Origin of the sequence: Streptococcus sp. 23.2 (genome assembly GCF_016648665.1) — a bacterium.
Taxonomy (GTDB): domain Bacteria; phylum Bacillota; class Bacilli; order Lactobacillales; family Streptococcaceae; genus Streptococcus; species Streptococcus salivarius_E.
In genome coordinates this window covers 139,204-151,773 of sequence record NZ_JACLQJ010000004.1, presented here as the reverse complement: position 1 = coordinate 151,773, position 12,570 = coordinate 139,204, and the positions used below count along the sequence as shown (strand labels likewise).

10 protein-coding genes and 1 pseudogene are annotated in these 12,570 nt (G+C 38.6%); 9 read left to right on the top strand and 2 right to left on the bottom strand.

Features of this window, described 5'->3' with window-relative positions; all coding sequences use genetic code 11:
* Both H7T98_RS03940 and H7T98_RS03935 read right to left on the bottom strand, forming a co-directional pair.
* Positions 1 to 930: pseudogene (locus H7T98_RS03940) on the bottom strand (IS3 family transposase); the annotation flags it as partial.
* 762 nt (positions 931 to 1,692) lie between these two features.
* Entirely contained in the window at positions 1,693 to 3,066 is a 1,374-nt protein-coding gene (locus H7T98_RS03935) for a matrixin family metalloprotease (RefSeq protein WP_148512851.1), read from the bottom strand.
* 213 nt (positions 3,067 to 3,279) lie between these two features.
* On the opposite strand from H7T98_RS03935, the gene H7T98_RS03930 reads away from it, so the two are divergent.
* The 9 genes from H7T98_RS03930 (at position 3,280) to folP (ending at position 12,552) form a co-directional block, all read left to right on the top strand.
* Positions 3,280 to 4,017 carry a LytR/AlgR family response regulator transcription factor gene (locus H7T98_RS03930; protein WP_155213349.1) on the top strand — a complete coding sequence of 246 codons (738 nt, stop codon included), beginning with the start codon at positions 3,280 to 3,282 and terminating at the stop codon, positions 4,015 to 4,017.
* A gap of 311 nt (positions 4,018 to 4,328) precedes the next feature.
* Positions 4,329 to 5,507 carry a sensor histidine kinase gene (locus H7T98_RS03925; protein ID WP_037601828.1) on the top strand — a complete coding sequence of 393 codons (1,179 nt, stop codon included), beginning with the start codon at positions 4,329 to 4,331 and terminating at the stop codon, positions 5,505 to 5,507.
* Between the two features lie 111 nt (positions 5,508 to 5,618).
* On the top strand, positions 5,619 to 6,998 hold the full coding sequence (locus tag H7T98_RS03920; RefSeq protein ID WP_037601590.1) for a hypothetical protein: 1,380 nt from the start codon (positions 5,619 to 5,621) through the stop codon (positions 6,996 to 6,998).
* Between the two features lie 167 nt (positions 6,999 to 7,165).
* The gene (rpsP, locus tag H7T98_RS03915; protein WP_002884675.1) at positions 7,166 to 7,438 is read left to right on the top strand and encodes a 30S ribosomal protein S16; all 273 of its coding nucleotides are present in this window, start codon (positions 7,166 to 7,168) and stop codon (positions 7,436 to 7,438) included.
* 11 nt (positions 7,439 to 7,449) lie between these two features.
* Entirely contained in the window at positions 7,450 to 7,698 is a 249-nt protein-coding gene (locus H7T98_RS03910; RefSeq protein ID WP_002884680.1) for a KH domain-containing protein, read from the top strand.
* 162 nt (positions 7,699 to 7,860) lie between these two features.
* Positions 7,861 to 9,123 carry a bifunctional folylpolyglutamate synthase/dihydrofolate synthase gene (locus H7T98_RS03905; protein WP_195519931.1) on the top strand — a complete coding sequence of 421 codons (1,263 nt, stop codon included), beginning with the start codon at positions 7,861 to 7,863 and terminating at the stop codon, positions 9,121 to 9,123.
* A gap of 66 nt (positions 9,124 to 9,189) precedes the next feature.
* Positions 9,190 to 11,034, top strand: coding sequence for an APC family permease (locus H7T98_RS03900; protein WP_002891530.1), 1,845 nt, complete (start codon positions 9,190 to 9,192; stop codon positions 11,032 to 11,034).
* Positions 11,035 to 11,179: 145 nt separating this feature from the next.
* Entirely contained in the window at positions 11,180 to 11,743 is a 564-nt protein-coding gene (folE, locus tag H7T98_RS03895; protein WP_002884345.1) for a GTP cyclohydrolase I FolE, read from the top strand.
* Positions 11,744 to 11,751: 8 nt separating this feature from the next.
* Entirely contained in the window at positions 11,752 to 12,552 is an 801-nt protein-coding gene (folP, locus tag H7T98_RS03890; protein WP_201061325.1) for a dihydropteroate synthase, read from the top strand.
* The last annotated feature ends 18 nt before the right edge of the window (positions 12,553 to 12,570 follow it).

Here is a 12,570-nt window from a genome sequence, read left to right as displayed (position 1 = left end):
GTGATAAATAGAGTTTTTGGCTGCTTGCTGGAATGGCAAACTCTGTCACATCTGTGTAGCACTTTTCCATTGGTTTTGATGCTTCAAACTGGCGTCGAATGAGATTTTCTGCTTTCTTACCAATCTCTCCTTGATATGAAGAGTACTTCCGTTTTCGGCGAATTCGAGCACTTAAACCAAGAGCCTTCATCAGACGTTGCACTTTCTTATGATTTACCACGAAGCCACGATTTCTCAATGCAAGAGTGATGCGACGATAGCCATAATTTCCTTTGTGTTCAGTAAAAATAGCTTGAATTTCAGCTTTGATAGTTTGATTCTTATCCGTTTGATCCAGCTGTTTTAAGTGGTAATAATAGGTCGAACGAGCAAGCCTAATAATCTTTAGAAGAATCTCTAAAGCAAACTCTGTTACCAATCCTCGAACAATTTCCGTTTTTCTTCTTGCTCTTTTTCGTCCCTCAATCGGAGTTCTCTCAACTTTTTTAGAACAGCGTTCTCCGCTCTCAAGTACTCATTTTCTGCTTGAAGTCGCTCTAGTTCTGTCATCTCTTCAGGTTTCTTCTTTGGCTTACGTCCCATTTTAGGCGGTCTCCCTCTTGCTTTCTCAACAATAGTATACCCATTTTTCTTGTATTGTGCTATCCAATTGTTAAGCAAACCTTGATTGGAGAGGCCATAGTCCAGAGAAACACTTTGTTGGGAACAACCTTCAAGCAGAACCTTATTAATCATTTCTCGTTTTAATTTAGGAGAATAGTAACGCTTCTTTCCCTTTTTGACGATGTTTATTCCATAACGGTCAATTAATTTCACCATGTACTTTAGACCAGAAACGTTCACCTCAAATTGATTTGAAAGTCGTTTAAAGCTTTCTCCTTGCTTTCTCAGTTCATATATTTGAACTTTATCTTCATAAGTCAATTTCATAATAAAAACACCCCAAAAGTTAGATTTTTTCTGTCTAACTTTTGGGGTGCAGTTCAGTGAGCTAGACGCTTTTCTTATGAGAGATCTGATAATCTAGGAATGGGGGAAAAGTGTTTGGGGAAGATAGGTATAAATGTTAAGAAGGGTTCCTAGACTATTTAAAAAACATTTGTGAGAACAATAAGTTTTAAATGATAAAGCACTTATCTATAACTCATTAGGTCTCTCTTTACATTATCTATTGTACCAAAAAAAACCAGAGAAAACTTACATATTTTTAAAATATATAAGAAAAAATCATGAACAGTCATTTTCTGGTCTTGAATGGTATTTTGTGAGAATTATTTTGAACGATTACTAATCTACTAGGCTAATACCAACGCCTATGTGCTTTAGATACACTAAAAAACGCCTAGCTGCTGTTGCTAGACGTTCTTTATTAGGAGAGATCTGGAAATCTAGGAATGGGGGAAAAGTGTTTGGGGAAGATAGGTATAAATGTTAAGAAGGGTTCCTAGACTATTTTTATTCTGTTTATGAGAATAATGAGCAAAAACTAACAAAGTTTAGTCTTCCAACTCATCCGGTCTCTCTTTACATTTTCTATTTTACCAAAAAAAATGAAGAAAACTTTACATAATCAAAAAATGTGTAAGAAAAAATCATGAACAGTCATTTTCTGGTCTTGAATGGTCATCTCACTTGTATAAAAAAAGCAGAACCTGATAGGTCTGCTTATATTTGTAGTGATGGTGTAAGAAGTTAAATCTTGCTATAGAGTTTCTTAACATTGTTAATATCAACAGGTTGGATACTTGTCTTACCACCTTTAGGTTCCATTACAGAGGCAACGGCACTGTTGTGTTCAAGTCCAATTGAGTGTCCTAATTCGTGTTGCGCAGTGTTAAGGAGTTTCCCACCGTTCTTTTGGTAATAATTGTTTTGAACATGGAAGGTGTTCAAGTAAACAGTAGCATTACTATATTGCTTAGTTGGGAGGTAGTAAGTAGAGTAGGTAACTCCAAGAGGAGCTGCCACATTACCTTCATAACGTTCATCAGCAATGATGTTGGCTTTTTGTTTATCGTTAGTGAGCAAGAAATTAAAGGCACCAGTGTTATTCCAAGAAGTGATAGCCTGTTTGTAGGCGTTCACGATTTCAGGATTTTTAGCATTGATGAAAACCGTCGCTTCCTTACTTGACCAGTGAGGAGTATCGTAATTCTCTTTTACGAGTTCGTTATTCTTTTGCCATACTTGAGCAACTCGGTCCACTGGTTTAGCAGGTTGGATAGGAGTAGCTTTAGGAGTTGTTGGTTTAGTGACAGTCGTTGTTGGCTTCTTAGGTTGTGTCGTTCTAGAAGTCGCTGGTTTGTTTACAACAGTCGTTGGTTTCTTAGGTTGAACTGTAGGTGCAGTAGGTTTGTTAGCAACTGTGGCTGGTTTTTTAGGTTGAGTTGTAGATGTTGTAGGTTTGTTAGCAACTGTGGCTGGTTTTTTAGGTTGACTAACAGCAGGAGTTGATTGTTTAGGTTTTGGTGTAGCTGTTGTCGTTGGTTTTGTAGAAGGTGTTAATGGTTTTGGAATATAAGTAGATAGAATCTTATGAACATTACCATTATTAATTTCTGTTGAAACCCATGTGGCACCATCTTTTGACCAGGTTTGTGCTTGAGCGACAGTTTCGGTCTTTGGTTCAGACTGGTTTTCTACAGCCTTATGATTGCTATCTGTATTTGTCGGAATTCTAGTCTCATAGGTTTTGCTTCCAGTCTGGCTGTCGACAGTACTGCTAGCTGTTTGACTATTTTGTTTCAATTCCTCAAAAGTTGGAGTGTTTGTGGGAGTTTGTTCATAGTCATTTTCATGTGTATGAAGATCATCCACAGAGGTATGTGATATAGTAGTCACAGTAGTAGGTGTTTCAGTAGAAACACCTGTTTGAGCGATGGTATTTGTAGTTGTACCTGTTTCAAGTTCGGAAAATGTCAGAGCTTGGTTAGGGTCTGAAACATAGGTTTGATCCGCAGAGGCATGCTGAGGACTTCCTACAAGAAAAGCACTAATTATACCGACAGTTGCAAGGGTCAACAAGGTCTTTGTCTTAGTCCCTTGCGTTTTAAAAGAATGTAACATAACTTTCTCCTTTTTAATTTAAAACAAAAACAGTTCTCATGATAACACCTAAAAATGAATATAAAGTGACAATGAGATAACAATTGTTTTATAAATGAAATTAGGTGAGATAAAAAGACTTTATGCTGTAAAAAAAGGAATATTATCCAATTAATTATGATAAAATATTAGATAGGTATATTAAAGTATATTAGAAAGAAAGAGGGATATAAGATGCTTTCTATTATCGTCCTTGAAGATGATGCCTTGCAGCGTCATCGTGTTGGTCGTTTATTGGACGAAGCAGTTGAGGAGTCGAAGGCCGTTGTTAATGGGATTACTTTTTATGAACAGGGTCAGGAATTGTTAGATGCTGATAGAGGTTCGGGTAAATCCATGGTTTATCTTTTGGATATTGACCTTAAAAATCAAACTAAGCAGGGACTAGATATTGGGCTTGAAATCCGTAAGGAAGACTTGAAAGCACAAATTGCCTTTGTTACAGCTTACTCGGAGTTTATGCCCTTGACCTTCCGTTATAAGATTCAAGCTCTAGATTTTGTCGATAAATCCATGGAAGATGTGGATCTTAAGAGAGCTTTAGTAGAACTTTTAGATTTTGCTTATTCACAGGTTGAGCAAGAAACCAAGGCACAGAGTCTAACTGTTAAAACGGATAAAAATGATGTTAATATTCCTTATGATGATATTTTATACATTGAGACAGCCCCTGTGCCACATAAGTTAATCGCTCATACCAAGTCAAACCTAGTGGAATTCTATGGGAAAATTGCAGAAGTAGCAAAATTGGATGATATTTTCTTCCAAACGCACCGCTCTTTTGTTGTCAATGTGAATAATGTGACAAGTGTGGATCGTACAGCTAATATGGTCTTCTTTGAGGGAAACGAGTCATGCCTCCTATCGCGGACACGTAAAAAGGAACTTTTGGAACGTTTGAAAAATCGTTAGGTCTTAGATTTTCCCCTTCTTCTCTAATCATTAATGAAAGTTTTCTGAAATTCGAGATAATTATTTAATTTTATCTCATCTATTATCAGGAATTGTGATAGAATAGTGTTATGGCTTTTTGCCGTATATTTAGAGATGACTAGAAGGAGGTGGCTAACCGTTAAATGATGCTCAATTTGCAAATTGCATTAGAATATCTTTTGCATTTCATTGTCATACAGTGGATTTACGAAAGGACCAGCTTGGTCAAGGTACCACGTATGATCCTTCCTATTGCGTTCCTGGTTGAATGTATAGGGGGAATACTGGGGATGTCATATAATGTCGGTTTGTCCTTTATGACACCGTTCTACCTTCTTTTCTATGCCTATTTCTATGGTAAGGAGAGAACCACCAATATGTTGGCTTTTTATGCCTTCTATCCTCTAGTTCTCTATCTGTTGATTTTTAATGGTTATGCCTACTTCCTGATGCCAGGGTTCGGCATCACATCGGATTTTCTAAACAGAAGTTATCTTTATTTCATTTTCTTTGACCTTTTAATTATTCCAACATTTGTCGCTCTATCCAAGCTCCTTAACATTGATTTTAAATATTTGAGGGTCTTAGAGCGAGATCGTAAATTTGGTCGGATTATGTTTTTCACTAACTTTATCTTGATTAGCTATGTGATTTTGAACTATTCTGTCGTCGTGGCCTCGCGATTCTTTGCCTTGTACTATGCTGGACATGTGATAACCTTAGTGGGGTTTGTAGCTATTTTTTATGCTGTTTACAAGGTTAATAAATATGCAGATGAATTCTTTGAAAATGAGCGTAGAAAAGAAAATCGACGTCACTTGGATGATTTAGAGAAGTATTCTGAGCAGGTCGAAAGTCTTTACGAAACGCTACGCAGTTTCCGTCACGACTATACTAATGTTATGATTTCGCTTAATGAAGCCATCCAGATGAAAGACATCGATCAAATCAAGATGATTTATGATAGTGTCTTGAAAGATTCGGCATCAGATTTGAAGCAGCAAAAGTTTGATTTGGCAAAATTAACTCGTGTGACCAATATGCCACTTAAGAGTCTTTTATCATCTAAAGTGGCTGAGGCTTTTGATAAAGGTATTCAATGTCATGTGGAGGTTGAAGAGGGGGTCTTCTTCACAGATATGCGTCCACTCGACTTGATTACAATCATATCAATTCTTTGTGATAATGCTATTGAAGCTACTGTATTAGCAGATAAACCAAAATTATCTATTGCTATCTTTAAGATGGAAAATCAATCAGTTATTGTTGTTGAAAATTCAACTAAGGAAGCTTCTATTGATGTAGCTCCTTTGAAACAAAGAGGATTTTCAACGAAAGGAACAGGTCGTGGTTTGGGCTTAGCAAATATCGAGGAGATTCTCTTCAGATACGACAACGTCACGCTTGAAACAGAATCAGCACAACACCGTTTTGTTCAATTATTGTCTATTACACCAAAAGAAGATTAATGGGGACTTAATAAGAATTTTTAGAATTCTTGTTAATCCCTATTTTTATGTTAAAAAGTATGGTAAAATAGGGAAGTTAATCATGTGTTTTTTAATTCAGGGGGATTTATTATGTTGAAAGACGAATGGTTAGAGTACTTTGAGGCTGTTAATGGCCGAAAACCAAGACCAATCGACTTTAAAGAGGCCTTGGAACGAGGAGAGTTTGTTCTCTCTGAAGGTACAGAGGCTAACCAAGTAGCTGATCAAGGTGAATCAGCAGCTGACCAACAGTTTGAAGAAGGAACCGCAACCGCCAGAGCACTAGCTCAGTCTCAGAAAGAGCGTGACAACGCTCAAGAAGCTATGGTAAATGCGGCCCAGGAAAAGAGAAAGGCCCTATCTCAAGAGACTGTTGGTCAAGTAAGAACCATTCAGTCGGGCCGTCAGGCTGAGGATATTCAAAAGGAAGAAGAACAGCGCAAACGCGTCGCAGAGGCTAAGGAACGTTTGGCAAGTTATGCGCCAACCCGTCCAGATGCAGGAAATCATTCTGTTAATACCTCGAGTGAACCTAATCAAGCTATTCCAGTTTTCAGTAACCAAGCACAGCATCTTGGATTATCTGAGGATTTGACAAAACTTGATCGTAAGGAAGAAAAGGCAGCTAAGAAGATTGCTCGTCAAGCTGCTCGTGATAAGAAAAAAGCCGAAAAGCTAGCTGCCAAAGCTAAATCTAAGGAAGAACAGACAGTTGCCAAATTGGAAAAGAGTTTGGAAAGTCAGGTTCGTCTTCTAGAAACGATTCAAAACGCTAATCAAAAGTCGAAAAAGGCCAAAAATTGGGGCAAAGGAGCCTTGATTTCTAGTCTTGTTGCTGTTGTTTTGATGTTGCTTGTCGGTGGTGTATACGGTTTTTGGCGTAATGCTTCGGGGAACATTGAGGGAACTTGGGAATTAAAATCGTCTAAGGTCTTGGACGAAAATTCTGGTAAGTTAACCAATACTCTGAAAGAACATGAAGATAAAGATGAAATTTACGTCTCTTTCCTTAAAGTTGATCATTCTAATAATTTACAAACGCATTCTTACTTCTATAAAGAAGGTGAGGAGGATCAGCCTACTTTTACAGCTTCAGATTATTTGAAGGAATATCAAGTTGTTGATCAGTGGAATAAATCTATTACCTATACTAAAGAAGTTTCAGAATTTAAGCGTGAGTTGACTAAAGTTGTCTCGCAACTTTATCCAAATGCAGATAAGAATCTAGTAGATTACTATATTTCGGATAACGTAGATAACTACCGACTCTACCGTAAAGGAAAACGCACCAAGTCTTATACTGTAAATAAAGATACCTTGGTTGTTTCTACATACAACGAGGATGGCAAGTTGACTAGTCGTGATACTTATGAGAAAGTGTCAAAGGCAGCGGCTAAGAGTTTAGAAGCTCAATATGCTGAAGCAAAAGTAGCTTATGAAAAAAATCATAAGACCACAACTAAGAAATAGTCTAAAAGGAAGTTAGAGTCAAACTCTAATTTTTTTTTTTTGTAGAAAATTCAAGTCTGTCAAGTTTTTTTCTTGACACATAAAAATGATATGGTATACTAGTTAAGGTCGAGGGGCGATAAGAGCCCTCACCATAATAAAAAAACTAAAGAAAAGAGATATTAAAAATGGCAGTAAAAATCCGTTTGACTCGTATGGGTTCTAAGAAAAAACCTTTCTACCGTATTAACGTTGCAGATTCACGTGCTCCACGTGATGGACGTTTCATCGAAACAGTTGGTACTTACAACCCACTCGTTGAAGAAAACCAAGTAACACTTAAAGAAGAGCGTGTTCTTGAGTGGTTGTCTAAAGGTGCACAACCTTCAGATACAGTTCGTAACATCCTTTCAAAAGAAGGTGTTATGAAGAAATTCCACGAATCAAAATTCTCAAAATAATTTTTTAGCCTATGGATACCATTGAAAATCTTATTATCGCTATCGTTAAACCTTTAATTGCTTCACCAGATCAGTTGACCATCAAAATCATTGACGGTCCTGAGTTTTTGGAGTACCATCTTGATCTTGCCCCAGCCGATATTGGGCGTGTTATCGGGAAAAAAGGACGTACTATTACGGCGATAAGAGCGATTGTCTATTCGGTACCTACTCAAGGTAAAAAAGTTCGTCTTGTTATTGACGAAAAAGAGAAAGCTTAAGAGGTGACCCTAGGGTTGCCTTTTTTGCATATTTTGGTTATAGACTAGAAGTCTTTGGTATAATAAGAACGTCAACTCATTAAGCTCAAGGAAAAACTAGGAATCTAGTTTAAAGGTCAGTTTAATGACTAAGTTGAAGCATTAGCCAAAAAAGGAGTAATTATGACTTATCAGGAAGCATTGGATTGGATTCATGGACAATTAAAATTTGGCATCAAGCCTGGCTTGGAGCGTATGGCTTGGATGCTTAAAGAATTGGGAAATCCACAAGATAATCTCAAGGCTATGCATATCGTGGGAACAAACGGCAAAGGGTCTACAGTCAATGCCCTACAAACAATTTTTACCCAGGCAGGCTATGAAGTTGGAACCTTTACCTCGCCCTATATTATTGACTTCAAGGAACGAATCTCTCTTAAAGGTCAGATGATTTCAGAAGAGGACTTACTTGACTTGGTTAGTCGTGTGAAGCCTGTGGTTGAACGTCTACCAAAAGAGACAGAGCATGAAAATGCGACAGAGTTTGAAATTATCACAGTCCTGATGTTCCTCTATTTTGGTCAGGTCCATCCTGTTGATATCGCATTCATTGAAGCTGGAATGGGCGGCCTTCATGATTCGACTAATCTATTTAAGCCTTTGGCAGTTCTTTGCCCTTCGATTGGTTTGGACCATCAGGCTATTTTGGGAAATACCCATGCTGAAATTGCAGCAGAAAAAGTTGGTGTTTTGAAGAATGGGGCTCCTTTTATTTATGCGACTGACCGTACTGATGTTAGAGATGTTTTCGAGAAGAAGGCACGTGAAGAAGGGGCCAAGACCTATGAATTGGGGAGAGATTTCACAGCTGAAGGGTCTAGTCATTCCTTTGATTTTACCTATGGGGAGCAAAGGTTAGATGATATAGCCTTGGCCATGGCTGGTCAACATCAAGTAGCAAATGCTAGTTTAGCTATTATGGCTTCTTTATTGCTTAAAAAAGATTATCCTAAAGTAACTCCTAGACTCATAAAGGACGCACTAGCTCATGCCAATTGGCGAGGTCGAACAGAATTTTTAAGACCTAATCTCATGATTGATGGTGCTCATAATAATGAGAGTGTTAAAGTTTTGATTGACTTGCTGCAATCAGAACATGCAGATAAGGAGATTGAACTTCTCTTTGCGGCTATTGACACCAAGCCTATTGATGGTATGCTGGCTCAACTAAAATCGGTTGGTGACTTAACTGTAACGAGTTTTGACTATCCAAACAGTGTTAAATTAGATAAATACCCAGAGGTTTATAAGCAGGTACCAGATTTCAAAACATGGATTAAAGAACATGTAACGACTGACAATAAGAAACTTTATGTGATTACGGGATCTCTATACTTTATTTCTCAGGTCAGAAAATGGTTTTTAGAGCAGGCAAGTGATGTTTAAGACTTGAAAGATGACATTTAGGGGCGTATAATAACCTTCGTATGTTTTAAAAGCAAGGAGATCGCAATGTTTCAACGTCTGAAAAACATTTTAATCGGTGAACCTTTAACTCATGATGATAGTGGTGATGAACACTTATTGTCCAAGATTCAGGCCTTGGCCATGTTGTCGAGTGATGCGCTCTCATCTATCGCCTATGGTCCAGAGCAAGTCGTCTTGGTTCTGACAGCTGTATCTAGTGCGGCTATTTGGTGGTCAATCCCTATTGGGCTTTTGGTTCTCGTCCTTTTGGCCAGCCTTACCATCTCTTATAGACAGGTTATCAAGGCCTATCCTCAAGGTGGTGGTGCCTATATGGTAACGACGGAAAATCTGTCTCCTAAGTTTGGCTTGATAGCTGGTGGCAGTCTTTTGGTCGATTACATGTTGACAGTTGCTGTTTCAGTGGCCTCAGGTGCAGATGCCATTACTTCAGCCCTTCCCTTCCTTCATCCTTTCAATCTTGAGATATCAATGATTTTGGTGCTTGTTTTGATGGTTATGAATCTTAGGGGAATGCGTGAATCGGCAAAATCTTTGATGATACCGGTTTATCTTTTCATTGTTTCGACGCTGTTCTTATTGGGATTTGGTTTCTTTCAAATTTTAACTGGTCATATGCCTTACGCAGCCACAGCACATTTAGGACAACCCATTACAGGTGTGTCATTGATTCTTATTTTAAGGGCCTTTACTTCAGGTTCTGCCTCATTGACAGGGGTAGAAGCCATCTCTAATGCGGTGCCTTTCTTTCAAAAACCTAAGGCCAAAAATGCAGCTTCAACCCTCTTTATCATGTCTAGCATTTTGGGGGCTATGTTTGCGGGAATTACCTTCCTCAACTGGTGGACAGGTATTACACCTCATGCAGGAGTAACTATCTTGTCACAAATGGCTAGAGAAATTCTTGGTCAATCATGGATTGGTAGTATTCTATTTTACATTTTCCAATTCTCTACTGCTATGATTCTTGCAGTGGCAGCTAACACAGGTTTTTCAGCCTTTCCGATGTTGTCCTTTAATATGGCGAAAAATAAATACATGCCTCACATGTATCTTGAAAAAGGTGCACGTATGGGATACTCTAATGGAATCTTGACACTTGCAATTGGTGCCATTACCCTTTTGTTTATTTTCCGAGGAAATACGGAACGGTTGATTCCGCTTTACACCATCGGTGTATTTATTCCATTTGCTCTTTCTCAAACGGGGATGGTTGTCCATTGGATTCGTGAATATGGTAAGGGATTCTGGAAACACTCTTTAGCAAATATCTTAGGTGCCCTCATTTGTTATGCTATCGTTCTCATTCTCTTCCTTTTCCGTTTAGGAGATATCTGGCCATTCTTCCCGATTATTGCAATCTTGATGTGGATGTTCCTTAAGATTAAAAAACACTATAATGGTGTTGCTCAACAGTTGCGTATTGATGGAGCGGTAGAAGAACACCATTATCAAGGAAATATTGTTCTTATCCTTGTTGGGAATGTTACCAAGGCTAATATCGGAGCTATTTCCTATGCACGTTCTATTGGTGACAAGGTTATCGCCATGCATGTATCTACTAAGGATACAGAGAACAAGGACAAGGAAACTGAACAAGAGTTTAAAAAATATTTCCCTGAAATTGAGATGGTTCATATCCAATCACCATATAGCTCAATCACTCAGTCAACCATTCAGTATGTGGACGAGGTCGCCACTCAAGCTGAGAAGGATAATGCGACTCTGACAGTCATGATTCCTCAGTTTGTACCTAAAAAATCATGGCAAACCATGCTTCACAACCAAATGAGTTTACGATTGAAATATTATCTCAAATGGCGTGAGAATATTGTGGTTTCATCTTATTCTTACCACTTGAAAGACTAAATAATATAAGCGAAGATAACCTCTATATGAAAGGTGGTCTTCGCTTTTTTTGAGATTTAGGTAGCTAGGAAATCTTATTTTTTGCAAGAAAAATCCAGCAAAATAAGGTATAATAGATAGTATTATAACGTTGCAAGAGGAAATTATGGCAAATCAAGAAAAAGTAGAACAAGCAGTCTATCAACTATTGGAAGCTCTAGGTGAAAATCCTGAGCGTGAGGGACTTTTGGATACACCAAAACGTGTGGCTAAGATGTATGCTGAAATGTTTTCAGGTCTAAATGAAGATCCTAAGGATCAATTTACAGCTGTCTTTTCAGAAGTTCATGACGAAGTTGTCCTTGTCAAGGATATTCCTTTTTACTCTATGTGTGAGCACCATTTGGTTCCATTTTATGGTAAGGCCCATGTGGCTTATTTGCCGAGTGGAGACAAGGTGACAGGACTTTCCAAATTAGCGCGTGCGGTTGAAGTAGCTGCTCGTCGTCCGCAGTTGCAAGAACGTCTTACAGATCAAGTCGCTACAGCCCTTGAAGAAGCTCTGAATCCTCGAGGAGTTTTTGTCATGGTTGAAGCAGAGCACATGTGCATGACTATGCGAGGCATTAAGAAACCAGGAAGTAAGACAATCACAACTGTCGCTAAGGGCCTTTATAAAGAAGACCGTGAAGAACGCAAGGAAATTCTTTCATTGATGCGTGATTTTTAGGAGTTAAGATGTTTATCGGTAAACATGAGATTGCAGGTAAGGCCTGTATTATGGGAATCTTGAATGTCACCCCTGATTCTTTCTCAGATGGTGGTGATTTTGACACAGTAGAGGATGCCTTGGCTCAGGTTGAGCGCATGATTGCCCAGGGGGCTGCTATTATCGATGTCGGTGGCGAATCTACAAGACCAGGGGCAGAATTTGTGACTGAGGAAGAAGAGGTTGCTCGTATCGTTCCAGTTATTCAGGCTATCAAGGCAAAATATGATGTGCTCATCAGTATTGATACCTATAAGACAGCCACTGCTAGAGCTGCTCTTGAAGCAGGTGCAGATATTCTAAATGACGTCTGGGCTGGACTTTATGATGGTCAGATGTTAGCTTTAGCAGCTGAAAAGAATGTGCCGATTATCCTTATGCATAATCAAAAAGAAGAAGTATACAATGATGTCACAGAAGATGTCTGTACATTCCTCAGTCAACGTGCCCAGGCTGCATTGGAAGCAGGTGTGGCCAAGGACAATATCTGGATTGATCCAGGTTTTGGATTTGCTAAAAATGTCCAACACAATATTGACCTGCTAAAAGGCTTGGACAAGGTCGTTTCCTTGGGCTATCCTGTTCTTTTTGGAATTTCTCGTAAGCGAGTTGTGGACTACCTACTAGGTGGAAATACCCAAGCTAAGGATCGCGACCAGGGGACAGCTGCTTTATCTGGCTATGCTGTTACCAAAGGATGTCAGATTGTCCGTGTGCATAATGTTGATGCCAATCGTGATATCGTTAAGACTATTTCAGGAATTTTATGATACTAAAAAAAGCTCAGT

What these genes read in the sequence shown, in the direction of transcription:
- H7T98_RS03935 (WP_148512851.1), bottom strand. Translation starts at nt 3,066, where the DNA reads ATGTTACATTCTTTTAAAACGCAAGGGACTAAGACAAAGACCTTGTTG.
- H7T98_RS03930 (WP_155213349.1), top strand. Translation starts at nt 3,280, where the DNA reads ATGCTTTCTATTATCGTCCTTGAAGATGATGCCTTGCAGCGTCATCGT.
- H7T98_RS03925 (WP_037601828.1), top strand. Translation starts at nt 4,329, where the DNA reads ATGTCATATAATGTCGGTTTGTCCTTTATGACACCGTTCTACCTTCTT.
- H7T98_RS03920 (WP_037601590.1), top strand. Translation starts at nt 5,619, where the DNA reads ATGTTGAAAGACGAATGGTTAGAGTACTTTGAGGCTGTTAATGGCCGA.
- rpsP (WP_002884675.1), top strand. Translation starts at nt 7,166, where the DNA reads ATGGCAGTAAAAATCCGTTTGACTCGTATGGGTTCTAAGAAAAAACCT.
- H7T98_RS03910 (WP_002884680.1), top strand. Translation starts at nt 7,450, where the DNA reads ATGGATACCATTGAAAATCTTATTATCGCTATCGTTAAACCTTTAATT.
- H7T98_RS03905 (WP_195519931.1), top strand. Translation starts at nt 7,861, where the DNA reads ATGACTTATCAGGAAGCATTGGATTGGATTCATGGACAATTAAAATTT.
- H7T98_RS03900 (WP_002891530.1), top strand. Translation starts at nt 9,190, where the DNA reads ATGTTTCAACGTCTGAAAAACATTTTAATCGGTGAACCTTTAACTCAT.
- folE (WP_002884345.1), top strand. Translation starts at nt 11,180, where the DNA reads ATGGCAAATCAAGAAAAAGTAGAACAAGCAGTCTATCAACTATTGGAA.
- folP (WP_201061325.1), top strand. Translation starts at nt 11,752, where the DNA reads ATGTTTATCGGTAAACATGAGATTGCAGGTAAGGCCTGTATTATGGGA.